At 66.6% G+C, this 23,950-nt stretch carries 23 protein-coding genes, 1 pseudogene and 1 riboswitch; of the genes and pseudogenes, 14 read left to right on the top strand and 10 right to left on the bottom strand.

The features are described 5' to 3' along the window. Positions 1-19: 19 nt before the first annotated feature. Positions 20-142 (bottom strand): annotated as a pseudogene (locus IEY60_RS17450) (alpha/beta fold hydrolase); the annotation flags it as partial. 853 nt (positions 143-995) lie between these two features. Here IEY60_RS17450 and IEY60_RS17445 point away from each other — a divergent pair. Then, entirely contained in the window at positions 996-1,337 is a 342-nt protein-coding gene (locus IEY60_RS17445) for a hypothetical protein (RefSeq protein ID WP_189029289.1), read from the top strand. Between the two features lie 591 nt (positions 1,338-1,928). Here IEY60_RS17445 and IEY60_RS17435 read toward each other — a convergent pair. Further along, the gene (locus tag IEY60_RS17435; RefSeq protein WP_189029287.1) at positions 1,929-2,579 is read right to left on the bottom strand and encodes a hypothetical protein; all 651 of its coding nucleotides are present in this window, start codon (positions 2,577-2,579) and stop codon (positions 1,929-1,931) included. A 945-nt stretch (positions 2,580-3,524) separates the two neighbouring features. On the opposite strand from IEY60_RS17435, the gene IEY60_RS17430 reads away from it, so the two are divergent. The 3 genes from IEY60_RS17430 (at position 3,525) to IEY60_RS17420 (ending at position 5,966) form a co-directional block, all read left to right on the top strand. Next, positions 3,525-4,085, top strand: coding sequence for a hypothetical protein (locus tag IEY60_RS17430; RefSeq protein ID WP_189029285.1), 561 nt, complete (start codon positions 3,525-3,527; stop codon positions 4,083-4,085). Positions 4,086-4,590: 505 nt separating this feature from the next. Further along, entirely contained in the window at positions 4,591-5,778 is a 1,188-nt protein-coding gene (locus IEY60_RS17425; protein ID WP_189029283.1) for a hypothetical protein, read from the top strand. Further along, positions 5,751-5,966, top strand: a complete 216-nt coding sequence (locus tag IEY60_RS17420) for a hypothetical protein (protein ID WP_189029281.1) — start codon at positions 5,751-5,753, stop codon at positions 5,964-5,966. Before IEY60_RS17425 ends, IEY60_RS17420 begins: the two co-directional genes overlap by 28 nt. Before the next feature lie 323 nt (positions 5,967-6,289). Here IEY60_RS17420 and IEY60_RS17415 read toward each other — a convergent pair whose 3' ends face one another. Further along, positions 6,290-7,129 carry a LysR family transcriptional regulator gene (locus IEY60_RS17415; protein ID WP_189029280.1) on the bottom strand — a complete coding sequence of 280 codons (840 nt, stop codon included), beginning with the start codon at positions 7,127-7,129 and terminating at the stop codon, positions 6,290-6,292. Between the two features lie 105 nt (positions 7,130-7,234). Here IEY60_RS17415 and IEY60_RS17410 point away from each other — a divergent pair, with 105 nt between their 5' ends. Both IEY60_RS17410 and IEY60_RS17405 read left to right on the top strand, forming a co-directional pair. Beyond that, complete coding sequence (locus IEY60_RS17410; protein WP_189029278.1) at positions 7,235-7,960, top strand: SDR family oxidoreductase; 726 nt, start codon at positions 7,235-7,237, stop codon at positions 7,958-7,960. A 180-nt stretch (positions 7,961-8,140) separates the two neighbouring features. Further along, positions 8,141-9,220: an alkaline phosphatase family protein gene (locus tag IEY60_RS17405; RefSeq protein ID WP_229739906.1), complete on the top strand. Its 1,080-nt coding sequence runs from the start codon at positions 8,141-8,143 to the stop codon at positions 9,218-9,220. Between the two features lie 115 nt (positions 9,221-9,335). Here IEY60_RS17405 and IEY60_RS17400 read toward each other — a convergent pair whose 3' ends face one another. Further along, entirely contained in the window at positions 9,336-9,806 is a 471-nt protein-coding gene (locus tag IEY60_RS17400; protein ID WP_189029276.1) for an NUDIX hydrolase, read from the bottom strand. A 3-nt stretch (positions 9,807-9,809) separates the two neighbouring features. Beyond that, complete coding sequence (locus tag IEY60_RS17395; protein WP_189029274.1) at positions 9,810-10,550, bottom strand: DUF5919 domain-containing protein; 741 nt, start codon at positions 10,548-10,550, stop codon at positions 9,810-9,812. A 471-nt stretch (positions 10,551-11,021) separates the two neighbouring features. Here IEY60_RS17395 and IEY60_RS17390 point away from each other — a divergent pair, with 471 nt between their 5' ends. The 4 genes from IEY60_RS17390 to IEY60_RS17375 all read left to right on the top strand — a co-directional run bounded on the left by IEY60_RS17390 (position 11,022) and on the right by IEY60_RS17375 (position 14,371). Next, positions 11,022-11,366: a hypothetical protein gene (locus IEY60_RS17390; protein WP_189029272.1), complete on the top strand. Its 345-nt coding sequence runs from the start codon at positions 11,022-11,024 to the stop codon at positions 11,364-11,366. A gap of 92 nt (positions 11,367-11,458) precedes the next feature. After that, the gene (locus IEY60_RS17385; RefSeq protein ID WP_189029270.1) at positions 11,459-12,322 is read left to right on the top strand and encodes an acyl-CoA thioesterase; all 864 of its coding nucleotides are present in this window, start codon (positions 11,459-11,461) and stop codon (positions 12,320-12,322) included. 89 nt (positions 12,323-12,411) lie between these two features. Beyond that, positions 12,412-13,407, top strand: coding sequence for a bestrophin-like domain (locus IEY60_RS17380; RefSeq protein WP_229739905.1), 996 nt, complete (start codon positions 12,412-12,414; stop codon positions 13,405-13,407). Between the two features lie 73 nt (positions 13,408-13,480). Continuing rightward, positions 13,481-14,371, top strand: a complete 891-nt coding sequence (locus tag IEY60_RS17375) for a hypothetical protein (protein ID WP_189029268.1) — start codon at positions 13,481-13,483, stop codon at positions 14,369-14,371. A gap of 85 nt (positions 14,372-14,456) precedes the next feature. Here the strand turns inward: IEY60_RS17375 and IEY60_RS17370 are convergent, their stop codons facing one another. After that, positions 14,457-15,830: a cutinase family protein gene (locus IEY60_RS17370; protein ID WP_189029266.1), complete on the bottom strand. Its 1,374-nt coding sequence runs from the start codon at positions 15,828-15,830 to the stop codon at positions 14,457-14,459. Positions 15,831-16,221: 391 nt separating this feature from the next. Between IEY60_RS17370 and IEY60_RS17365 the strand changes: the two genes are divergently transcribed. The 4 genes from IEY60_RS17365 (at position 16,222) to IEY60_RS17350 (ending at position 20,322) form a co-directional block, all read left to right on the top strand. After that, entirely contained in the window at positions 16,222-17,421 is a 1,200-nt protein-coding gene (locus tag IEY60_RS17365) for a cytochrome P450 family protein (protein WP_189029505.1), read from the top strand. Between the two features lie 97 nt (positions 17,422-17,518). After that, positions 17,519-18,745, top strand: a complete 1,227-nt coding sequence (locus IEY60_RS17360) for a cytochrome P450 family protein (protein ID WP_229739904.1) — start codon at positions 17,519-17,521, stop codon at positions 18,743-18,745. 119 nt (positions 18,746-18,864) lie between these two features. Beyond that, the gene (locus tag IEY60_RS17355; protein WP_189029262.1) at positions 18,865-19,785 is read left to right on the top strand and encodes a hypothetical protein; all 921 of its coding nucleotides are present in this window, start codon (positions 18,865-18,867) and stop codon (positions 19,783-19,785) included. A 54-nt stretch (positions 19,786-19,839) separates the two neighbouring features. Beyond that, positions 19,840-20,322 (top strand): nuclear transport factor 2 family protein, encoded by a 483-nt coding sequence (locus tag IEY60_RS17350; RefSeq protein ID WP_189029260.1) that lies wholly within the window; start codon positions 19,840-19,842, stop codon positions 20,320-20,322. Positions 20,323-20,342: 20 nt separating this feature from the next. Here IEY60_RS17350 and IEY60_RS17345 read toward each other — a convergent pair whose 3' ends face one another. From IEY60_RS17345 to IEY60_RS17330, 4 genes are all read right to left on the bottom strand, one after another. After that, positions 20,343-21,149 carry an ABC transporter ATP-binding protein gene (locus IEY60_RS17345; protein ID WP_189029258.1) on the bottom strand — a complete coding sequence of 269 codons (807 nt, stop codon included), beginning with the start codon at positions 21,147-21,149 and terminating at the stop codon, positions 20,343-20,345. Next, complete coding sequence (locus IEY60_RS17340; RefSeq protein WP_189029256.1) at positions 21,142-21,993, bottom strand: ABC transporter permease; 852 nt, start codon at positions 21,991-21,993, stop codon at positions 21,142-21,144. Before IEY60_RS17340 ends, IEY60_RS17345 begins: the two co-directional genes overlap by 8 nt. Continuing rightward, positions 21,971-22,993 (bottom strand): ABC transporter substrate-binding protein, encoded by a 1,023-nt coding sequence (locus IEY60_RS17335; protein ID WP_189029254.1) that lies wholly within the window; start codon positions 22,991-22,993, stop codon positions 21,971-21,973. Before IEY60_RS17335 ends, IEY60_RS17340 begins: the two co-directional genes overlap by 23 nt. Then, the gene (locus IEY60_RS17330; RefSeq protein WP_189029252.1) at positions 22,990-23,697 is read right to left on the bottom strand and encodes a TenA family protein; all 708 of its coding nucleotides are present in this window, start codon (positions 23,695-23,697) and stop codon (positions 22,990-22,992) included. Before IEY60_RS17330 ends, IEY60_RS17335 begins: the two co-directional genes overlap by 4 nt. Continuing rightward, positions 23,688-23,784: riboswitch (TPP riboswitch) on the bottom strand. It overlaps the preceding gene by 10 nt. Positions 23,785-23,950 lie beyond the last annotated feature (166 nt).

Raw genomic sequence — 23,950 nt, 5'->3', positions numbered from 1 at the left:
CCTTCGAGTTGGTGGGTGATCAAGCGGCGGAGAGGAATTCGACGAGTACGCGGTTGATCTCGTCGGGCCGTTCGAGATAGCCGTAGTGCCCGCAGCGTTCGATCTCGGCGTAGCGGGCGCCCGGGATCGCCACGGCGTGTTCACCGCCTCGGTGCTGTCCTCGGAGACCACTGCCGCGGCGACCGGCGTGGTCGGCGTGGTCCCGGACGTCGAATTGGTTCGCCACGGACACGGAATGTGATAGTCCCCACGCGGCAGACGATATTCGCCGCTCATGACCCTGTCCCCACCGAGCCGATCGGCATCGGTTGAGTCGCCCGGCGCATGCAATCACCATTTGGTGCGAGTGTTGGCGAGTCGGCCGAGTAGATGACTCGCGACGCCGAACTTCTGCGGGACTCGGTCGATCATGGACCTGTGTTGCGCGGATGTCACTGCGCGAGAGTGTAGGTAGAAGTTTGCGTACGCGCGATACCTGTGTCAGGCGGTGCGGGAATCTCGACCAACTTTCAAGCATGCGTTGGCAATCGGGAGCGCCGGACTTTCCGGGCACCGGGCATGTAGATCGTGCTGGACGACACACTAGACGCTGGCACGGCGGCGATATTGAGTGAAGAACTTTCGGTCAACATGTTCGGCTGCTCGCGACTATGTGCCCAAATACAAAGGACCAAATACTCTATTTGCCTGAAAGTTGCGGTGGTGGGATCGGGGTCCGTGAAACGCTTCGCACCTCACAATGGGAGGTTTCCGTTGGCTATTGTAAGACCGTTCGGTCTGATTTGTTGCGGATCCGATTCCGTCATTGATGACCCGTTGTCGACGTTTGGGCGACTGCGGTCCGGTACCGGAGGCCGATGGCGCTGCAGCGATGACAGGCCGGCCGCAGCGGGTGTCGGCGCAGATATTGGTTCCGGGATGTTCCCTGCTGTCGAAGCGATTTCGGAGACGGTCACGACGACGTGGCTTCTCGACGTCGGTATCGGACGTGGGCGGTGACGGCGCGGGCCGATCTGTATGTCATCGCCCGGCTCGACATCGGAGATGCCGCAGTCGATGTCTACTGCTGCGAGGTCTATTTCAACCAGGCCGTCGACGGAACTCTCTGCGGCCGCACCAGCGCAAGCTGGTCCAGGACACTGCAACTGGGACCGGACGTGTCGGCCGACCTCGACGGGCTCGACCGGGCAATGGCCGCTGCCAGGTATTTCCGTACCAGTAGCTGGCGTGTGCGGGTCACGGCCAGTGGTGCAGTGCGCTACTTCGCAGACGCAACAGCTGGCCTTCGATCAGCTGTGGACGGCCCCGTTGCCTCGGCTCGCGATGCCCCCGCGTAACGGTGTGGCAGTCCGGAGATGCGCTTTGTGGACCGGTCACGGGTGAATGAACCGAGCCGGAATCCCAGATGTGAGGTCGAGGTATCGACAGCTCGGGTCATTCCGGCCGCCGGCCGATACCGTCGACAGTAGTTCGGGGCGCACAGGTGCGAGCCGCCTTTGATGACGCAGCGACCTGTGTTCGATCGAGCATGATCGCGGCTGCTGACTTCGGTGCCACCGCACGGCTCTTCGGGGACGCAGCAGGCGGGTCCGTCCTAACCCGGTGATGAGGACGGCTCCACCGGCCACGCCGAGACCACCGGCAACGACGGAACCGCCGCCGATCGCGGCCAAACCAGAAGTAGCGACCGCTCACGGATCACCGAGAACAAGCACCCCGTACGCTCCGGCAATTGCTGGTGCGGCAAGGCCGCCGGTCAGGATGCCGAGTCCGAGGCCGGCCGTGATGTTCGAGGCTGCCTGCACATCATGATCGTCGGTCTGGGACGGACTGCGCGAGCCTCTCGGCTCGTTGCCTGATGTTGCCTGGCGGCGAGTTTCGATGCCGTCGCTGGCATGGCTTCTCCCTTCGAACGGTGGTCGAGCGTGTTACGCCGGGGATGTGTGGAAGGGAAACCTCGGAAATCCGTCTCTCGATGTCGGCCGCGCCAGCCGCCAACCCAGCAGACACACGATGGCGCCGAGCAGCCCGAAGACCGGTTGCAGCCAGTTGAACTGCCCTATCACCAATGGTTGGACCAGGACCCAGCCCAGCAGCAGCAGGCCGCTGCCGATACCGGCGAGCGTGGCGCGCGGGTGTGACCGTAGGGCGAGTATCGCGGTCACCGTCATCGGCATGCCGACGATCGCAGCCAGTAGTAGCCCAGCCAAGGCCGGGCTGTTCAGCGGTAGACGGGCGATGATCTCGTCGCCTAGATCGACGCCGCCGCCGATCAAGCCGACGGCGCCGGCGAAGGCCCAGAATGCGATGAAACCTGCGGTTCCCACCAGGGACGCGCGACGAGCGCGCTGGAGCCGTCGTTGTTCAAAGGTGGACATGTGTTGCTCCCGTTGTTGATTGGTCCAGGCCGGTTGTGGAGGGGCAAGGCCCAGGAAGGTGATGCGCGCTGGCGCCATCCCCAGCGCAAACAGCAGCACCGCGAGCGTGCAGTAGAGCGCGAAAGCTGTGGCGACCAGTGGGCTGCCGTAGTCGTGTGCCCACAGCGGTGGCCGGGCACCGCAGCCAAGAGCTGCGCACACGCCACCGCAATGGCGGGATGCGCCAGCGGTGCCGCTGCAGGGTCCGGCGCCCAGGGATCACGCTGTGATGACATATGCCGAGTCTCGTCGGCCGAGGCCGCCCCTGTCAGAGTCGCACTGCTGTTCCTGACGGGACCAAAGTAGGCCAGGACGCGGGCCGGGGTGTTCGCGGATCCGGCCGTGGGACGCCTGTGCGGCCGCACAGCGACGGTGCGGCCGAAGCGGCAATCGCATTTGTGATGCATGGGCAGCCCTCGCGCCTCGCGGGCCTCCAGGTGTCGGCGATTGAGGGATTGTCGCTGGTGAACCTCAATAGTGGTCGCACCGGATCTGTCTCAGCCGAAGAGATCTCGGCGCTGCGTGGTCGCCGTTCGGGACGATCACCGATGTTGCCGCCTCGTCGGCAGAGCGATCCACAGCGAACATGATGTTCGATCGCCAGGTCGAGCACCGATGGGTATCCGACACCCTGGAGTCGGGCGCTCGGCATCGACCGAGGTGCCGGGATCTGGGTCAACCTGGGACCGCTGGGGCAGGGGCTGGGTGTCGACTCGATCGGCCGGTCGTCGGCTGGCGGCGCAGGTCGGGTGGTCACTGATCGGCTCCTTCAGCGGCCGGCAGGTATTTGGTCCAGTCGACTCGAGCTAGCAAGACGACACCGATGAGCACAGCGAGCTGAATCGCGATTCCGTAGGGCGAGGTGAGCGAGGAGGTCGGTGTCGCACCGAGACTTCGCTCGGCGAGTACGGCCACGCCCATGTAAAACGAGAAGCTGACCACTGCCGTAGGCGCCCCACAGCCTCGAAAACGGATAGGCCGCTCAACGACAGAAGCTGACGTTCGCCGGACGCGGTAGGCGGCAGATGAGTGTGTTTACCCGGCAGACGACAACGAGGCGCGAACTGGCCGACACGCGCCCGAACTCTGTCCAGTAGGGTCGAGACGGTGGGCAGCGGTAGCCGTTATGAGGAATATGAAGCTGACCTATGGGAACGATTGGCTGCGCTGCTGCCCTCGACGGAGGATGCCGAGAACTTCCGCGACTGCCGCGAATCGGGACATCAGGAGGCCGGGCTGTGGATCTTGATGCAACGGCTTCTCGAGCATCGAGTTCCGGTCAGCGATCGAACGCGCGCCGAGATCGAAGTGCTTGCCGAGCATTGGGGTGAACGATGGGCTCGGCATGACGAAATCACCGCGTGTGTCAGGGATTCCGCTGATGAAGGTTCCCTAAGACTGCTGCCCGATGATTGCTCGACCCCGGTCGACTCAGCTCAGCTCGGTATCCCGGACTCAGCCCTGACGGGCTTGCTCGTCGTCCCGTGGCTCGAATGCATGCGATGTGGCCGCGTGCTGGCACGGGTCCACGCGCGGGAGCCGTGGGGAGACTCGAGTTATCTGGCGGCTCACTACATCGTTTGGCATCGCGCTTCGAACGATGAACTCGAGATTTTCGACGAACCCGACCTGCATAATGCCTTCGAATTGCTTTTGGGCTGTAAGTGATCTGGCCATCGCCCTGAACTCGGCATGAGCGCGCAGGGCGGATAGCGCGGGCTGAGGGGCGGCGCTATTGCGTCAATTGTTCAGGGCCAGAGCAGCTTCGGTGCTGCCAACGCGGCAGAATGATAGGTCGGTAGAACAGCCTCGGCAGGGTATGCCTCGACCAGCTGCGCTTCTTTCAACTCGTGCCACAGCCGAGAACTCAGGTAGTCGGACAGTTTCGCCTCCTCCACACCGACCTCGGTCTCGACGATACAGCCAGGACGCTGGATTCGCCGCCGCGTGTTTCCCTGGTCGCGGGTTGGTGATGTCCAGTCAGAGGGACAGCAGCTGGGACTGCGGGGTCGTGGTCGCGTGTGGTGGTGATCTGGACGGCGGCCCCGGCGCGGTGGAAACTCCGATCCGACGTGGGCGCCGAGGGTTGTCAGCGTTCCTCGGGGGATGATGGTGCCGTGCCCTCCTGACCCACCGACCGAGGAGTGCGTGGTCCGGCTCGATAGGTGCAGACATGAGCTACAGTTCCGACTCCGGGAATGGGTTCGGGCGACCAACGGCGGGAATCGAATTCGGCGCCGTGGCTGCTTTCGCCGCCGCGTGGGAAGCCGATGTCCAGCCGCCGCTCATCGCCGACTATCTGCCCGGCGCACGCCTGGATGCGCTGATCGAACTGATCCGGATCGACCTGCGGCATCGGTGGCTGCGCCGCCCGGCCGCGACCCACCCCGACGAACCGGTCGCGGCAACACTCAAGCCCAAGCCGCTGCGCGAATACTGTTCCGACTTTCCCGAGCTGACGCGGGATCGAATTCCGGCCAGTCTGGTGTACGACGAGTTCGTGATCCGCCGCCACAGCGGCGAATGCGTGGATCTGGGCGAATATCTGCGGGAGTACCCCGAGCAGGCGGCGCAGCTGCGCGAGCTGCTCAACGCCGACGACGAAGACCAAAGCACCCGGCGCGGCGGCCCGGAACTTGCCGCCGAGATCTCTGTCGATTCGATCACCTCGTCGGGGGATGCGACCCGCACTGCCGCCGACCCCCGCACCGCCCACGACACGACCGGAACCCAGGCCACCAGACTGGACCGTATCGTGATCGGCGATCGCATCGATGATTTCGACCTGCTCACGGCGCTGGGCCCAGCGCCATCACATCGAGCACAATGCGACGCCGATCTTCGAACGGCTGAGCCTCCCGGCGCAGCACGCGGCACGATTCACCGCAGCCATGTCGAACGCGGTGTTCTTCCCGTTGGGCATCGCCCTGGTGCTGTACATGGCGCGGAATCTGCTCATCGTCCCGCGCGGCCTGCTACGGGGCCGGGAATACGACCCGCGGGTGCTGGCCCCGGCACGATCGGATGCCCTGTTGTTCGGCGATCGTGCTGTGCTGGTGTCGTTTTCGCTGTGGACTCTGGCGGCGATCATCATCCCGCTCGTGATGCACTTCACGACCAAAGAGCTCACCGGGGAGGCGCTGCTGCACTACCTGGGCGGAGCAGTGGTCTGCGGTGCGATGGCCGTGGCCTACCCATTCTTCCTGGTGACGTTCTACATCGTGCGCTGTATCTATCCGATGCTGCTCCCACACGGCGACATCACGGCGGTCGATGCGCTGCACCCCGCGGACTCGATCGCCGGTGCACCGTGTATCTCGCCGTGGCGGCGGGGTGCCGCTGCTGGCGATTGCCGGGGTGACCTTGCTTCCGCCGGACGACATGCCGTTGGTGCTCCTTGCCGTGTGGGTGTTGTGCGTCGGCGCGGTCCTTGCCTTCATCGTCGTGTATGTGCTGTTCCGGGCGATCGAGGCCGATCTGAGGGCGCTGCGACGTGTGGTGGATCCGGTCGGCGGACAGCGGGAGCCGAACGCTGCCAGTCGACTGTGAGCGCACACGGTCGGGGACTCTTACCACCTCGATGGTCACGTGATGCTGTGCAACGGCAGCGGATTCGACATCGGCTGCCGGTTGGGTGGGGCCCAGGCCCAACCCCGGCAGCCGCCGGGCACCCGGAAACGGTGCGTGCCCGCCCGATACGTGGCCACCAGCAGCCGCTGGCGATCCGAGCGCCGCAGCTCCTCGGGCAATCCGGCCGGCGCCGTGCGCCATGGCTACGTCGGTGAACCCTCGACGTCGTTCATCGGTGAATCCTGACGTCGGTCTGAACGACCAGGATGCTGTAGCGGTGAAATCTGACGTCAATGTTGTCGCTAGAGGCGAATCGCCGTACGGACGAGGTCGGCGACGGCTTTGGATCTGCTGTGTGGTGGCCAGGCGATGACGGTCGTGACGGCCGGTGCGTCCGGCACCGGCACGGTGGCGTGATCGTCGCGTAGCTGGGCGCGGAGCGACTCCGGCACGACCGCGCAGGCCCGTCCGAGCGTGATCAGCTGGGTCAACTGGGTGTGGTCGCGAACCTGCGGGCCGGGGCCGTCCGGATAACTTCCATCCCGTCGGGGCCAGCGCGGCAGGGGCAGGTCGGTCAGGGCGTTGACCTCGGCCATCGATATGTGGGGTCGGCCGGCGAGGGGATGCCCCGCGGGCAGGACCACGATCTGCTGCTCGGTGTGCAGGTCCTCGGTGTCGAATCCGGTCGTCATGTCGTAGGGCCGGTGGAGCAGAGCAACGTCGGCACTCCCGTTGCGTAGCAGTCTTTCCGGTTCGCCGGGTCCGCAGAGCACCATCTCGACTGCGACAGCGCAGGGATCGGCGGCGTAGGCGTCCAGCAGCTTCGACAACAGTTCGCTGGAGGCTCCCGCCTTGGTGGCCAGCACGACACCGGGCAGGTCGTCAGCGGCGCGGCGAGTGCGGCGCTCGGCGGCTTCGACCGCTTCGAGAGCGATCCGGGCCTCCCGCAGCAGCACCGACCCGGCCTCGGTCAACCTGATCGCGCGAGTATTGCGGTGCAGCAGAACGACTCCGAGTCGCCGTTCGAGCTGCTGGATCGCCCGCGACAGCGGTGGTTGCGCCATCGTGAGTCGTTGTGCCGCCCGCCCGAAGTGCAACTCCTCGGCGACCGCGACGAAGTATCGCAACTCCCGCGTCTCCACCAGGTGATCGTATCCGGCGCTCACAGCGACCAATACCCTGGCGGTATCGCCGCCCACCCACTCGGTCTTGGACGCATCACCCGAGTCCGCAACATGATCAACGGCATGAGTGAACCGACGATCGCGCTGGTGACCGGCGCGAACAAAGGAATCGGATACGAGATCGCGGCGGGCCTTGGCGCCCTCGGCTGGCGAATCGGTGTGGGCGCGAGGGATCGACAACGCCGCGACACCGCGGTGGAGAAACTGCGCGCGGCCGGGACCGACGCCTTCGGCGTGCCGCTCGACGTGGACGACGACGCGAGTGTCCTCGCCGCGGCTCAGCTGATCGCCGACCATGCCGGAGGGCTCGACGTCCTGGTCAACAATGCCGCGATCACCGGCGGTATGCCACAGACGCCCACAACGGTCGATCCCGCGACCGTGCGAGCCGTCGTGGAAACCAACGTGATCGGCGTCATACGGGTCACCAACGCGATGCTGCCCATGCTGCGCGGCTCGGCGTCACCGCGCATCGTCAACATGTCCAGCAGCGTGGGCTCGCTCGCCCTGCAGACCACGCCCGGCATCGACATGGGCCCGGTTCCCGCCGCGTACTCGGCATCGAAGACCTTCCTGAACGCCGTCACCATCCACTACGCCAAGGAACTGAGCGACACCAACATCCTGATCAACTCCGGCTGCCCAGGTTTCACCGCCACCGACCTCAACGGCTTCCGAGGCGTCCGTACGCCACAACAGGGCGCGGCGATCGCGATTCACCTCGCGACCCTGCCCGATGACGGACCGACTGGCAGATTCTTCGACGACGCCGGAACAGTGCCCTGGTGACGGGCACACCGATGCGAACCACCAACTCGCGGGCGAGGCCACATGATGGACGCGTTCCCGAATGTCCTTGCCGTCGGCCAGGCACGTGCGGGCGACGAGGGTTCCCAGTGGGCGGGACTGTATCGGTCAATTGTCCAATTTGCCGGGCATCGGGGCCGCTCGGCAACTACGGTGCCGCGCATGTCTCGCACTTACCGCATACTCGCGGCCGCCGCCCTGGCCGCTGTCCCACTCGCCGCGGCAGCGCCGGCTCCGGCGGCTCCGGTCGTGAACAAGGTCGTGGTCATCGGTATCGACGGCACACTGTGGAGTGAGGTGTCGGCGGCCGATGCCCCCAACCTCGACCGCCTGGCCGCAGAGGGCACTCTGGCACGCACCTCCATCGCCCCGCACACCACCATGTCGTGTGTCTCGTGGGCGACGGCGCTGACCGGCGTGTGGGATGACAAGCACGGGATTCAGGACAATGGATCCACCTGCAACGCAGGACCTTTCGCGCAGTATCCGACGGTGTTCACGCAGGTGGAGCGGGAGCGTCCGTCGTTGTCGACGGCCTCCATCGGAACCTGGGACAAGATCGGCATGATCGCGCGCACCGGCAGCCCGCAGGCCGACCGGGTGGCCGTCACGCAGATCGATCCCACCGGTGCGGGCGTCTGTGAGACCACCGCCGATTCCAATGCCACCGCGCAGGTTGTCTCGGCCATCACCGAGGACGGGACCGATCTGCTGTTCACGCACCTCGATCAGGTGGACATCGTGGGACACACGCTGCGCGGAATCTGGCCGCAGGCGTATCGCGATGCCATCGGCCGCGCGGACGACCTGGTCGGGAAGATCACTGCCGCGGTGGACGCGCGGGCGGCTTCGCATGCGAACGAGCGGTGGACGATTCTGGTCACCACCGACCACGGGCACAAGCCGGATGGTGGGCATGGTGGGCAGAGCGCCTACGAGACGGCCAGTTTCGTGATCGCGCGCGGAGCGGGGTTCGCGGCGGGAACGCAGAACAACGGGTACACCCTCGCCGACATCACACCGACCGTTCTGGATCTGCTCGATATCCCGGCTCCCGCGAATCTCGACGGCGAGTCGATGTTGACCGGCGGCTCGGGCAACCCGGCAGCACCGGCGCCGAATACGCCACCGGTCGACTCCGGGATCACCGGTTCCTCGTCCGGTTCGGCGCAGGCGGCCATGGTGGCGAATCCGTTGTGCCTCCTGGGGAGCGGATCAGCGAGCGGTTCGTCGGAGAGATGATGCGTTGATGCGGTCGAGATAGCATCGGTATCTGCGGATATGAGGGGTACCGGTGACCGTTGATCGCTCGGCCGAGCTGTGTTCTGCCGGGCGGTGCCACACCCGCACCTGACTTTCAGCCTAGGTATGGCGTACGGCGCCCCTCTAGGTAGTGAGTCAGCCGGAGTCGCTGCGTGTGGTGCATGTCGAGGCTGTCCAGTTCGGCGGGGGCTACGAATCGCAGTTCGGTGGACTCGTCGGAGATGGTGAGGTCGCCGCCGGTGATACGGGCTTGGAAGCACACGTTGAACTGGCGTCGAACCTCGCCGTCGCTGTAGGCGATTACGTGCCGTGGATCGGTGTAAGTACCGACGAGCCCGGTGATCTCGATGTCGAGGCCGGTTTCTTCCTTGACTTCTCGCACGGCGCAGCCGGGGAGGCTGTCGGTCATCTCCATGCCGCCGCCGGGCAGTGCCCATAGGCCGCTGTCTGCGCGCCGCTGTAGCAGGATGCGGCCTATCTCGTCGCATACGACGGCGGACGCCGCGACGACTAGACTGTTCGGTTCTGGTGCGGTGGGGTCGTCATAGAACTCGGTGCGCGTCACTGCTCAGCCTTTCACCGGTCGGCCGGTTTGCCAGACCGCGTCGAAACTGTCGGTGTAGGTGTCGAACAGGCCACCGTCGACGGTACGGCGCAGATGCCAGACGGGCGCACCGTATGCGTTCGCGCCCCACACGTGGGCATTGACATACATTTCGTCGTCGGCGCGGAAGATGCTGTTGTAGAGCGTCGTGGCGTGGGTCCGCAGCTCGACGCCGGGCGTTGCTTGCAGGGCCCGGTAGTGCATCAGGGCCAGACGGCAGCGGGATTCGATGCCGTGCCCGAATTTCTCTTCCCTGCCCCGTTGTTGGACGTTGGCGCTGTCGGCGTCACCCACGGCGATCCGTATTGCGCAGCCCGCTTCGGCACGTTCGGCCAGCAGGTCGTTGAGCCGCGGGTATGCCTCGTGGAGGAAGACTGCCGCGTAGACCAGGATGTCGATGCGGTCGCGCGCCGGCGTAAGCAGATTGACGAACATCGACGCCGAGACATCTGCTCTCCGGTCGTAGAGGGCAACGAGTTCGGGGCTGACGGCGCGGGCTGTACGCGCCTGTTGCAGGGCGGGCCACAGAGCGTGGACGTCCTCGCCCAAGCACTCGGCAGCTTGGATTGCGGTGTGCCGCCGGGGGACTCGACCGAGATTCACCCAGCGTTCGACGGATTTCGGGTCCACATTCGTCGCCTCAGCCAGTTTTGCGTGTGTCCATCCTCGCGCGGCTATCGCGGCGCGCAACCGCTCGTTCGACATAGGGACGTTGTACACCCATCGGGACGTCCTGAAGTGGGAAACGTAGGAGGTTCCGTCGTCCCGGCGATCAGCGAGACGCTGATGCCAGCCCCGCCGCCGAGTCGAGAAATCCCCGGCGGCGGGAGCAGCCACCGACGAGGGGAAGTTACTGTGTGGAGAAGGACTACCGGGCAACGGCCAACGGTTGATGAGATACAGGCGAGGCTCGCTCGTGAGGCTGCTCGTGCCGCGATCGCCCAGGACGACGAGCAGACCGGCCGCAACACCGTGATCGTGCACTCGGCACCGCTGGTGCGGTTCTCAATCGACCAGGCACGCAAGGAAGTCCAAGCTCATCGCGGCTGTGACCGCGGCATCTGCCCGCGATCAATGTCCTGGTCGGCGCGGGCCTGATGAGGCTGGATCGTCGTGTCGGGTACTGAGCACGAGCCGGGCACTGTCCCGGCGGCACGGTCGGCAGTGGTCGACGCAATGCGCGAGGTAATCCAGGCCGACCGACCCCGGGTCGCAGGCTGGCTCAACACCTGGCACCCCGTCGACGAGACCGGACACGTCGGACCCGCCTTCGCTGTGGGGCCGCACCCCGGCCACGATCTGTACTCCGACATAGCGGGCGCGCTGGCCGCAGTGGCCGAACTGACCGTGCCGGGCCCGGCAGCGCTCGACGTGATCGGAGTCGACGCGCTCCTCACGCCCGCGCTGCAGCGCCTCCTCGAGATCGCCGAGCGCGTAGCTCGCGACAGCGGTGCCACAGCTGTCGACGTCGCTCACGTCGAGATCGCGCTCGACCGGCGTCGACCCGAATCACGACCCTGACCGCCGCCCGGCCGATCACCGCCGGAGAAAGTGTCCCATTCACCGCTCATTCTGCCTTCCCTGGCGATCGAGGTGTGTGCGAGCATGCCGCGGTGGCTGGTGGAACCGATAATTGGCCGGTCGTCGACCTGGCAGACCTCCTCGATGTGCTCGATCTCGCCGAGATCGCGCCCGGACGATTCCGGGCGAGGAACGTGACTTCGACGCTGCCGACCACGTTGGGCAGTCAGACGCTGGCGCAGGCGGTGGTCGCGGCCGAGCGGACGGTGCCGCAGATGGCGGTGCAGTCGCTGCACGGTGTGTTCCCGCGTGGTGGGTACGCCGATCGGGAGGTCGACGTGGATGTCGAGGTCGTCCAGTCGGGGCGGGCGCTGGCCACCGTGCAGGTGTCGTTCCGGCAGGACGGGCGCGAGCACGCCCGGGTGCTGGCCATGCTCAGCGTCGACGAGCCGGACTTCCTCGCACACGATGCCGCACTGCCGCCCGGGGTGCCGGGTCCGGAGGAATGTGCCGACCTGCCGTGTGCGCTGCTGCCGTGGGAGGTCCGGACGCCCGGTGGGGCGGACGCGCTGGCGCTCGACCTCGCGGGCCCACCGTCGCTGGATGTGTGGATGCGCTGCGACAAGGCTCCCGATCTGCCTGTGTTCTCGCGGGCGCTGCTGGCCCATGGCAGTGAGGGATTCCTGGGCCCGGTCAGCTTGCGACCGTATCCGCAGGCGGAGATCGCGCGGCGCGGTGGCCGGGGCAAGTCGGCCATGCTCACCCAGACGGTCACCTTCCATCGGCCGTTCACCGTGCACGACTGGTTGCTGTTGCGCTGCGAGAGCCCTTTCGCGGGCGCGGGACGCATGTACGCGCGGATTCAGATATTCACACCCGCAGGAGAATTGGTGGCTTCGGTGGATGCGCAGGGCCTGATGCGCGCGCACGAATACTCGTCGAGAACCCACGACTGAGTGTTCCGGGGCCGACGTCGCTCGAGATCGCCGTCTGCGAGCGATCGCGCGTCGGCGGGGTTCACCGCCCGACGATATGGCTTCGGCCTGTGAGTGGAGTGCCCAGCGTTCGAGGCGGGGATGAACGTCGAGCGGGCACGGAGTTGGCACGGCGGCAACGCCCCGAAAGCGACCGGTCGGTTGTAAGCCATTGGGGTGGAAGGGATTCGGGCAATCCAATCGCACGGCCACCGCGAATACCCTGTGATCGCTTCCACCCCCGGCAGGAACGGAGTCGCGGCATGCTTGGAATTCTGTTGCAACTGGCGGTATTGGCGGTTTTCGTAGGCGTCGCGGTGGGGATCTTCGTGCTGGGGGATCGGGTGCGGCCCGTATCATGGCGGCACGACGACGATTCCGGCGCTGGTTCGATGATGCTGGACATGGTCAATATGTTCTTCGCCGCCATCGTGGCGTTCGTCGTGGTGATTCTGTGGCAGCAGTTCGACACCTCTTATGCGCACACGGTGTCAGAGGCCAAAGCCCTGGTGAGCGTGTACGAGTCCGCGAACGGTATGCCCGAGCCGGATCGTGAGGAGATCCAAACCCTGGTGGCCGCCTACACCCGGCAGGTGATCGACGAGGAGTGGCAGGTCATGGACGAACAGCGCCGACTGAGCCCGGCCACGCAGGCAACGCTGGATGATCTGCGGGAGGTGGTGAGTTCCGTTCCTACCGACACCTCGGACGCGAAGGCGGCCCAGGACGAGACCGCCACTGCCGTCGCTGCGATCACCGAGGCCCGCTTCGACCGCGGCCTGGACGCCGGCTATCGGTTGCCCGGTTTCCTCTACATCGCCTTGTGGTTCGCCACTGCCATGCTGTTGTTCGGCACCGTGTTCTCCGGTGTTGTGGTCACCAAACGCAGCATCCTCATGACCGGGTTGTTCGGTCTGGTGATCGGTGCGGTCATTGTGGCTGTCTATCAACTGGATCGGCCGTTCGCAGGCGGCAATCACGTCGCCAAGGACGCCTACGAACTCGCGCTCGCGCGCTTCCAGCACCTTGCCGCGGAACCGTCCTCCGGCGGCGATATTCCTCGTTGACCGGGTCGATCAGTACCGAGCGTTTGGAGGCACGGTGGGCGGAAAACTAAGAGCAGTACGAGGATTCGCGCCGGTGTCGGTAGCTGCGGCTCTGCTCGCCGTCCACGCACCGCTCGCTGCGGCTGATCCGGGAATACCGACGATCGACCAGATCATCAGCGGCAGTGCGGCTCCGGGCACCGTGGCCACCCCGGTCGACGGGCAATCCGGCGGGCTGGAGCTGGGGCTCGGCACCGGCAGCAGCGACGCGAGTGGGCCAGGCTGGTCGTCGGCGCCGACCGGCAGCTCGGCGGGGACGGTCCCGAATCCGGCGACCGGGCAAGCTCTCGGTCTCGGCTCGAGTACTCCCAGCGGCATCGATGCCGCCCCCGCGATGATCGATCCAACCGCCGAGGATCCCTGGGCATCCGATCCCGCGCCTGGTACGGCACTGACGACGCCGGTCGCAGGCCAGGGCACGCTCGGCGGCCTGCTGCTCCCCGACCCCGACCTTGTGTTTCCCGCCTGTGTCGGCAGCGCGGCTGTCGGCAGCGCCGCGCTGGGGTCTGGGATCATCACCGGAAGCGGCATGGGCTCCAGCCTGATCGGCCTCGGTTCCAGCGGAAGCGTCGGTTCGGGCTCGGCAGGTGCGGGCAGTGTGGCGGTCGGCAGCGCCGCGACCGGCAGCGCCCTGCTGACCTGCATGCTGTTGCTACCCGCCCCGAGTCTGCCGGAACCCGGTATCCCCCTGATCATTCCACCGGCAGTGGTGGCACCGGCCGTCGTGCCTATCCCGGTGCGACTGCCCGAGGTGAACCCATCGGTCCCCGCAGCGATCCCGCCGCCGCTGCCACCGCCCCCGGTCGAATTCGCCGCACCAGTTCGGTCACCCCCGGCACTTCCGCTCACCGCGCTGCAGGTCATGACGGTCATGATCATCACGATCATCGCAGGCGCGCGTGCTCGCCTGCACGGCAGGAAGTAGCCGTCGAACCCGGCCACTGGACCACGTCCACTATTGTCGGTGGCCCACCGCGCACTTCACCACCTGGAGTTGGGGACTTCCCAGGCTACGAAACAACCTGGGAGCTCAGGTAGCTCAGGAGGATTTGGGCGTCGTCGCCGTAGTCGATGTGGGCGTCGGAGGCGTAGAAGTTGGCCATGTCCACGCCTTGGCGGCCCAGTTGGACGAGCTCATCGACGGTGTCGGGATCGGCGATGCTGAGCAGGGTTCGGGTGGTCGCGTGGAGGTCGGCTCGGATGCCGGCGGCGACGGGGCCGAGTACGGAGCCGGTGAGGTCGGCACCGGTGGCGGCCAAGGTGGCCAGGTCGGCGGCGGCGGCGACAGGGTCGTTGCGGTCGAGGGATTCGACCGCGCGCCACAGGATTTCCTGCATTTGGCCCGCCTGGTCGGCGATGCTCAGAAGATCGATGTGCATGAGGGCGTCGGCGATGACGCTGACGCCCGCGCTCCGACCAGAGGGGTCGACGGCGGCGGCTGCGCGGATGACCTGGGCGACCAGGACTCGGTCCACCCCCGCGGCCGCTTGGACCAACGGGGTCAGGGCAAGATTGAGGGCACGCGCGCTCTGGTGCGCACCGCGAATGTCGCCCGCCGCGAGGAACTCCGGGAGGCTGGTGAGGTTGTCGAGAATGGTAGGCAGGTTCGCCGCGGTGGCGGTCCAGCCGGCGCCCATGGTGACGGCTTGTGCGATCAGGCTGCTGGGATCGGCCGTGGCGGGGACGAAGTTCGCGATCGGTGTGGGATCACCGCTCAAGACCCTGCCCAGCACGGCGAGGAACGGGGAGGTGGCGGCATCGAGGGAGCAGTACAGGTCACCGTCGGTACACAGCGTGCGAACCCGTGTGGTCAACGCACCGAAATCCCGGCTCCGCGTTCCGGCTATGCCGTGGCCGGGTTGCGGATTGCCCAGGGAGAGAGTGGTATTCGGATCGCGATGCGGATCGGCCAGTAGTCCGACGCCGATCACTCGCTCGGCACCGATGGGACCGTCGCCATTGCCGATCTCGGTGGCGAGATCGCCGATGCCGTCCGCGCCCTGGCTGTAGCCGGCGAGGACGACCCGCGTCGAGCTGCACAGGCCACGCAGCATCTGGCGCAAGCGCGATTCCAGGGTGCTCAGGGACTCCGCGTAGCTCATACCCTGGTCGAAAGCGCTTGCGGCATAGGGGGCGTAGAGCACCGTGATGTCGCGGCCGAACTGCCGTTGCAGGCCGTCGCCGACGGGCCGGAGCATGCCGACGGGCACCTCGGGATCGGCGTCCAGCGTGGTTTCCCAGGTCCCCGGCCCGAGAATTGCGGTGTACGGGGTGCAGGGCTGCGCGCCGGGTGTTTCCGCCCGTGCGACGCCGACCGCCGCAGTCCCGACCGCGACGACGGCGGCAACCAACGTCGTCGCGGCGGATCTCGACAACCTGTTCATCGTCCAATTCCTCTGTCGCCGAAGGGGAGTCGTGACGATACGGCAGGTGCTGAGTAGCGCCGGACCGTCGTGGCCAATTGTCGCCACTCGCTGTCGGTTTCGTCGACACTTTCAGATACAGTTTCATTTCAGATTTGGTGCCAGGGGCACCGGTCCGCCCGATTCGCATCCCGAATGTGCCTGGCGCAGCCCGCAACAGCGCTGCCGTCCGAACCGTTACTCGCCGGTATGTCTCGCCGATCTGGGTGGTCGCACAGGTGTGGCAGTGTCGTCGGGATGTGTCGATGGCAGAGCTCGGAGTCGCCTGCCGTCCGTTGGGGAAGGAACACTGCCTGTGGATGACACCCATGTCTCCAGTCGGCTCGCGCCGCATGCGCCGTCGTACTCCGGCCTGGGTGCTGGTTGCCCGGTGCAGGGGCTCGTCTACGCGCCCGAGTTCGCTGCCGATCCGCACGGGAACTACCGCGCCATGCGCGAAAGGTACGGGACGATAGCGCCGATCGAGCTGTCGCCGGATGTCCCGGCCAATCTGGTGCTCGGGTATCGCACCGCGGTGCGAATCCTCAACGATCCCGACAACTTTCCCGCGGATCCACGAATGTGGCAGGACAGCATCCCCGAGGACTGTCCGGTGCGGCCGATGATGCAGTGGTATCCGAACGCGCTGCGTAACTCCGGATCGGTCCACGCCCGCTATCGGCAGGCCTACGTCGCCGCGATCGACTCTATCGACCATCATGCCCTCCACGCGACCGTGGAGCAGATCGCGATCTCACTGATCAATTCGTTCTGTGGCGCGGGTTCCGCGGATGTCTTGACGCAGTACGCCTTTCCGCTGGTATTCGAGACGCTCAACCGGGTGGTCGGCTGCACTCCGGAGCTGGGACGGCGGGTCGCCACCGGGATGGCCGCGCTGTTCGACACCGTGAACGCGGCCTGGGGTATGGAGCATTTGTCCGCGGCGCTGATCGAGCTGATCACCCTGCGCCGCGACGAACCGGGCGACGACCTGACCTCGCGGCTGGCCCACCACGCGGCCGGACTCGACGACGAAGAGATGCTGTACAACCTGATCAGCTTCTACGGCGCCGGTATCGAGCCGATGCAGAACCTCATCAGCAATGCGCTGCTGCTCATCCTGACCGACTCCCGATTCGGCGGCGGGGTGATCGCGGGCAGTCTGTCCACGCGCGACGCGCTGGACGAGGTGTTGTTCCTCGACCCGCCGATGGCGAACTTCTGCACCACCTATCCGCGGCAGCCGGTCATGATCGACGACGTGTGGCTGCCCGCCAACCAGCCTGTGGTGATCAGCCTTTCCGCGTGCAACAACGACCCGTCGATCGCCCAGGGCGACCGCAACGGCAACCGATCCCATCTTGCCTGGGGCGCCGGCCCGCACGCCTGCCCCGCTCGATCGGTCGCGTATCAGATCGCGCAGGACGCGCTCGACCAACTGCTCGACGTCCTGCCGGACCTGACCCTGGCCGTGCCCGCGGAGGAGATCGCCTGGCGGCCGGGCCCTTTCCACCGCGCGATGACGACGCTGCCGGTCAACTTCCCGCCGTCCGCGCCCCTGTTCGTCCCCTGAGCGCCCCGGCCGCGAGGTAAGTTGCCCACCACGCGGCCGAAACCGGCTGCGGCACTATCGATCACGGGCCGCAGTCCCTGATATGGAGGAGAATGTCATGGAACCGATCGTGCTGGATCCGACCGGTGCCGACATCCAAGGTGAGTCGGCACGCATTCAGCAGCGCGGCCCGGTGACGCTGGTCGAGCTGCCCGGCGGCGTGCCCGCCTGGTCGGTCACCGATCAGGCCGTGCTCCGGAGCCTGCTCGCCGACCCTCGGGTGTCGAAAGATCCCAGACAGCACTGGATGTCGTTCATCAACGGCGAGATCACCGAGGCGTGGCCGCTGCTGCCCTGGGTCGCGGTGGACAACATGTTCACCGCCTACGGCGCCGATCACCGTAGGCTGCGCCGACTGGTCTCCCCGGCATTCAGCCACCGTCGCAGCACCGCGCTACGGCCGCGGATCGCCGAGATCACCGAGAGCCTGCTCGACGCGCTGGCCGCCACCCCTGCCGGCGAGCCGGTCGATCTGCGCACCGGCTTCGCCTACCCGGTTCCGATCCGGGTCATCACCGAGCTGCTCGGTGTGCCCGAAGAGCTGGGGCCCGCGCTGCACAAGTGCGTCGACGGCTTCTTCGACGGCTCGTTCACCGCCGAACAGGCACAGGCCAACTACCTCGAAATGTATCGACTGGTGAGCGAACTCGTCGCCTTCCGTCGCCGGCATCCCGGCGATGACGTCACCAGCGTGCTGATCGCCACCCGCGACGAGGACCACGACTCCACGCTGTCCGAGAAGGAGCTCGTCGACACGTTGATGCTGGTCATCAACGCCGGTCACGAGACGACGGTCAATCTGCTCGACCAGGCGATCGTCGCCCTGCTCACCCATCCCGAGCAGCGTGCCGCGGTCGCCGCAGGTGAGGTGTCGTGGGCGGACGTGGTGGAGGAGACGCTGCGCTTCCAGGCGCCCGTGGCGCACCTGCCGCTGCGGTACGCGGTCGAGGACATCGACGTCGCTGGTGGGTATCGGATCGGCAAGGGCGAGGCCATCCTGGCCTCCTACGCCGGCGCCAGCCGTGACCCGAAAGTGCACGGCGCCGACACCGCCGAGTTCGACCCCACCCGTGCCACCCGCGAGCAGCATCTCGCCTTCGGCCACGGGGCGCACCACTGCATCGGCGCATCGCTGGCCCGCCTCGAGGCCGCCGTTGCGCTGCCCGCACTGTTCGACCGGTTCCCGGAGATGAGACTGGCCACGAGTCCGGACGAGTTGGCGCCGGTGCAGAGTTTCATCTCCAACGGGCACACCGGTATTCCGGTGTATCTGCACGCACACTAGTTCGAATTCGCCGCCTCCGCGCAGTCCTGCCGGAGGCGGCGAGTAGCCGACTACGCGTGACAAACTCGCGTTCACAGGCGCAGGCTGACGAGAGCACAACACCAGTTGGAGGTGCACTCATGACATCGACCACGACGCCGGCTCCCCGCACGGAACCTCCCACGTCGCAGATCCGCTACTCGCAGGATTTCCCCGCCGAGCACCGCCGTTTCGTGGAGAAATCGATCGAAAGCATGATCGAACGTTCCTCCGCGGAGACCGCCCGCAGGCGCGCCGACGCCGCCGAACGGGCCGCGATCTCGCGGGCGCTCTACGCCCCGCTGATACGACTGGCGCAACAGGATCCCGACACGGCGGACATGCTGCGAAAAGCGGACGAAACCCCGGTTCCGTTCGACGAGGATCTGGCACACCCGCAGCGCACCGACTCGCGCGGGAACCACCCGGAAACAACGGCAACGCTCGATGTCCGCGCAGGCGCCCAGATCTTCGGGATCCCGTATCACTTCGAATGGGCGTGGCACGACCCGGCAGGCGGCAGACCGTTCAAGATCGTTGTCGATCGCGACAACGGCCGCGTAGCCATCGACGGCCGCGCGGGTCCGAAGATCGGCGGCGCCGAGGATTTCGTGAGCGCGCGCGCCGGATTCGGGGTCACGCTGGAGACCGACCACGTGGTCTCCGTGATGGGTCGCGCGTACCGCACGACCGACGACCACTACACGGTCGGCGCCGGGTTCGGCGGCGACGCCACCGCCGAGGGCGGTACCGATCTCACGGTTTTCGAGAACGGCAACTTCATCGCCTCCGCCGTCGACAAACGCTGGCGCAAGCGGGTCAGCAATGAGGTCGACGTCTACAGCAGCGGCGGATTCGGCCCCGGGGCGGTCATCGACGTGCTCTGGACGATGCGCCCGGGCAACACGTACACGTTCAACGTCGGTGCGTGGGTCTATGCCGATCGGAACGACGGCCTCGGTAACACGTGGAGTCAATCCGACATTATCGCGAACCTCATCTTCATGAGCGTGTTCCGATAGCGTCGCGTCGGCCGAACGCTCGCCCAGATCTAGAACACGTTCTACACTCCGGCCATGGACCTTGTCGCGATCGAGGAGATCAAGCGCCTCAAGCACCGCTACTTCCGCACACTCGACCTGAAGCTGTGGGACGAGTTCGCGGACTGCCTCGCCGAGGACGTCTCCGCGCGCTATGGGACCCAGGCGATGGCCGAGCCGCTGCATTTCGACAATCGGGCCGATGTCGTGGCGTTCATGGAGAAGAACCTCGGGCCCGGGATCGTCACGGTCCACATCGCCAACCATCCCGAGATCGAGGTCGACGGCGATACCGCGACGGGTTCCTGGGCGTTCGAGGACACAGTCCTCGTGCCGGGCGCGAAAGTTCAGATCCGTGGGGGCGGATACTATTCCGACACCTATCGTCGCGACCTGGACGGTGTGTGGCGGATCGCCTCGACACGGTACGAGCGTATCTACGAGGCGTCGACCTCGCTGGAGGACCTCCCGAGCTTCACACTGCTCGCCAACCGCTGGGATCCTTCGCTCGAGCACTGACCACCGGCGGACCGGTCGAGCTAGCGCTGTTCCGTGAACGCCCGCCGCGACTCCTCGTGCAGGATCGCGAGGAGTTCCTCTTCCAGTGCGACGAATTCGGGGGCGGTGATCGTGGACAACTCGCGCGGTCGCGGCAGGTCGATGCGCAGTTCGTGACGCACGGTGGCCGGGCGCGCCGACAGGACGATCACGCGGTCCGACAGGTACACCGCCTCACGGACATCGTGAGTGATCATCAGGACCATCCAGCGGTAGCGCTGCCAGACCTCTTGTAGCCACGACTGCATCTCGGTGCGAGTCAGTGAGTCGAGCGCGCCGAAGGGTTCGTCGAGCAGCAGCAGTTCGCGCTCCTGGACGACGGTCCGCAGTAGCGCGGCCCGTTGTCGCATCCCGCCCGACAGCTGGGACGGGCGGGCGTCCTCGAAACCGGACAGGCCGAAGACCGGGAACAGTGCGCGGGCGCGGCGCCGGGCCTCCGCTTTCGGGACACCCTGGACACGCAGGCCCAGGATGGTGTTGTCGAGGACGGTTCGCCAGGGGAACAGCAGGTCCTTCTGCGGCATGTAGGCGCAATGCGATGCGGTGTCCTCACCGTCGGCCGCACGAAACCCGACGCTGCCGGAGTCGGGGGATTCGAGTCCGGCCAGCATGTTGAACACGGTGCTCTTGCCGCACCCACTCGGCCCGATGACGGTGACGAACTCGCCCGATCGAACGGTGAACGACACCCCGCCCAGCACCGCGAGGTCCGGGCTGCGCCGACCGGGCTGCGGGAACGACTTGGTGAGATGGTCGACGACGATGCGGTCGCCCCTGTCGTCAGTCACGTCGGCTCCTGTTCTGCGCCCGCGACCACGGCGCGACGAGGCGTTCGATCGCGAATGTCGACAGGTAGAGCGTGATGCTGAGCAGCGCCGTGACCAGCACCGCCGCCAGCACCAGGTCGGTGCGGAACGAATTCTTCTGCAGGCTCATATAGATGCCGAGACCGGCGCTCGCGCCGACATACTCGGCGAACACCGCGCCGACGACCGCATAGGTGATCCCGATCCGCAGCGCCGTGAAGAACCGTGGCAGCGCGGACGGCAGTCGCACATAGCGGGACTCCTGCAGCCGGGAGGCGCCCATGCTCCGCAGCAGCGCGCCCGCGTCCCGGTCGGCCGCGGCGAATCCCTCGATCAGGCCGATGGCCATGGGGAAGAAGGTGACCAGCGCGACCACCAGGATCTTCGGCAGGAGACCGAACCCGAACCAGATGATCATCAACGGTGCGATCGCGACGATCGGCACGGTCTGCGACGCGACGAACAGCGGTACCAACGCACGCCGCAGCCAGGGGGAGAAATCGACGATCACCGCCAGTACCCACGCCAGAGTCAGCGACACCGCGAACCCGGCCAGCGTCACCTGCAAGGTGGCGGCCGCATGGGAACCGATCTCGTCCCGGTGCGCCCAACCCTGCTGGACGACCCGCAGCGGTGACGGCAGCACCTGCGGGCGGACACCACTGCTCGTGACGTAGACCTGCCAGATCGCGACGAGCACCGCCACCGTGACGAACGACGGCACCGCCCAGCGGAGCCCTGCCCAGCGATCCGTCCCGCCGTCGTCGCCGGTGGGGGCCGGCGGCGACGCGGCTACGGACAGCTCACCGGTCGGCGAGGTACTCATTGGTGAAATAGGTCGACCAGTCGGGTTCGGTGGTCAGCGGCTTGCCATCGGGGCCGGTCAGCAGACCGCTCCGGTACAGGAAGCCGGAATTCGCCGACCACTGCTGCACCGTCTGGGTGCCCACGTTGCCCTGCGCATCCTTCATGAACTGCGCGGCCAGCATGCGCTGGCTCTCGAAGACCAGCGACTCGTCGGTGAACGAGCCCGGATTGGCATTGATGAGATCCTGGGCCGCCGCGTCCGGATTGTCCGCGGCGAACTGGTAGCCACGTTGCAGCGCCTGCACGAATTTCGCGGCGCGGTCCGGGTTCTCGGCCAGCCAGCCCTCGTTGGCGTCGATCACGATCGCGTAGGCGTCCGGGAAACCGAAGTCGGTGTACCGGAAGTACCGCATCGGGGTGCCGTGGTGTTCGGCCTCGATCCCCTCCCACGCCAGATACGAGACGGTGAAGTCCGCCTTGCCGGAGTAGACCGCTTCGTACGCCGACGAACCGAGCACCACCGAGGTGAAATCGCCGGTGCCGCCGTCGTTGCGGATGACCTGCTGGAGTGCCTCTCGCTCGCCCGGGTCGCCGAAACCGGCGTAGGTCTTGCCGTCGAGGTTCTTCGGGCTCGCGAGGTCGGCGCGATCGGCACGCACCCCGATGCCCGTCGCCCAGTGCTGCAGCGGGGCGAGCACCGACTTGACCTGCGCACCCGACGCGCGGGCGAAGGTCGACGAATTGTGGGTACTGATCCCGAATTCCGCGTTCCCGGCATCGACCATCGTGTCGACCGAGGTGTTGTTGTACGGCAGGACCTGCACATCCAGACCGGCGTCGGCGAAGTAGCCGCGCTGCAACGCGACGTAGAGGCCGGCATGGTTGGTGTTCGGCGTCCAATCCAGCGCGAACCGGATGGTGTGATCGGAGCCGCCGCCCGAACCGCAGGCGGTGAGCAGCGACAGGGTCGCGACGACGGTTGCCATGACCGCGAGTGCGCGGCGTAGACGCCCGCTCATGCGGCAGGCCAGGGCTGCGGATGCAGGGCGGTGTCCCAGAACATCAACTCGTAGCGCACGGCGAGGACGAATGCCTTCTCCATCGCCGCCCGCTCCTGCTCGGTCGCCGACTCGGCGGCGGCGTCGACCAGCGATCGAGCCGTGGCCGCGGCCTGCTGGAACTCCGCCGCGCCGTAGGTGGCGACCCACTGGGCATACGGGTGGGCGGGGTCCGCCGCGATCACCTTCGCGGCGCTCTCGGCCAGGTCGCGTCCCACTTCGGCGTAGATCCAGAAGCAGGGCAGCGCGGCCGCCGCGGCGACGGCGTAGGAGTCGGTCGCGGCGGCGGCGATCAGGTACGAGACATAGGCCAGGCAGGTCTGCGAATGCTCCGGCTCACCCTGCTGCGGGGGCAGCGCTCCACCGGTGAGCAGTTGGTCGTGCATGGCCGACTCGACAGCGGCGGCGTTCGCGGACGAGGTCGCCCAGAAGGCCGCGGTCTGCGGGTCCGGCGACTTGGCGGCGAGAATCGCCAGCGCCTTCGAGTACCCGGTGAGATACAGCGAATCCTGCTCGATGTAGGTGCGGAACACCTCGAGCGGCAATGTGCCCTCGCCGAGGTGCCGCAGGAATTCCAGGTCGTCGATCGCACTCCGCAGGACTTTGGTCCGGTCCCAGAGTTGATCGGTGAACAGGCCGGTATTTGTGGTGTGGGCGCGCAACACCGTGACATCCCTTCGTCAGCATTACCTGAACAGGTTCAGCGGGTCTGTTCTCAGCCTCGCGGTCGCGAGACACCCCGTGTCAGAACTCGACCGACACTAGCAGCGACCGCCGACACGCGGACGACGCCCGGTTCCGTGCGGAGCCCCGGTCACGGTGGTAAGTGTTCGGCCGCGGATCGGCACCCAGTAACTTGGCTGCCAAGGAAGCCGTCTTCCGCACCCGTCGGACCCGCCGATCGAAGAGAGCTGATCA

Source organism: Nocardia rhizosphaerihabitans (assembly GCF_014646295.1).
Classification (GTDB): domain Bacteria; phylum Actinomycetota; class Actinomycetes; order Mycobacteriales; family Mycobacteriaceae; genus Nocardia; species Nocardia rhizosphaerihabitans.
This window is presented reverse-complemented; position numbering and strand designations above follow the sequence as displayed.

What these genes read in the sequence shown, in the direction of transcription:
- IEY60_RS17355 (WP_189029262.1), top strand. Translation starts at nt 18,865, where the DNA reads ATGACATCGACCACGACGCCGGCTCCCCGCACGGAACCTCCCACGTCG.
- IEY60_RS17405 (WP_229739906.1), top strand. Translation starts at nt 8,141, where the DNA reads ATGTCTCGCACTTACCGCATACTCGCGGCCGCCGCCCTGGCCGCTGTC.
- IEY60_RS17425 (WP_189029283.1), top strand. Translation starts at nt 4,591, where the DNA reads ATGAGCTACAGTTCCGACTCCGGGAATGGGTTCGGGCGACCAACGGCG.
- IEY60_RS17410 (WP_189029278.1), top strand. Translation starts at nt 7,235, where the DNA reads ATGAGTGAACCGACGATCGCGCTGGTGACCGGCGCGAACAAAGGAATC.
- IEY60_RS17335 (WP_189029254.1), bottom strand. Translation starts at nt 22,993, where the DNA reads ATGAGCGGGCGTCTACGCCGCGCACTCGCGGTCATGGCAACCGTCGTC.
- IEY60_RS17350 (WP_189029260.1), top strand. Translation starts at nt 19,840, where the DNA reads ATGGACCTTGTCGCGATCGAGGAGATCAAGCGCCTCAAGCACCGCTAC.
- IEY60_RS17340 (WP_189029256.1), bottom strand. Translation starts at nt 21,993, where the DNA reads ATGAGTACCTCGCCGACCGGTGAGCTGTCCGTAGCCGCGTCGCCGCCG.
- IEY60_RS17370 (WP_189029266.1), bottom strand. Translation starts at nt 15,830, where the DNA reads ATGAACAGGTTGTCGAGATCCGCCGCGACGACGTTGGTTGCCGCCGTC.
- IEY60_RS17360 (WP_229739904.1), top strand. Translation starts at nt 17,519, where the DNA reads ATGGAACCGATCGTGCTGGATCCGACCGGTGCCGACATCCAAGGTGAG.
- IEY60_RS17395 (WP_189029274.1), bottom strand. Translation starts at nt 10,550, where the DNA reads ATGTCGAACGAGCGGTTGCGCGCCGCGATAGCCGCGCGAGGATGGACA.
- IEY60_RS17390 (WP_189029272.1), top strand. Translation starts at nt 11,022, where the DNA reads ATGCGCGAGGTAATCCAGGCCGACCGACCCCGGGTCGCAGGCTGGCTC.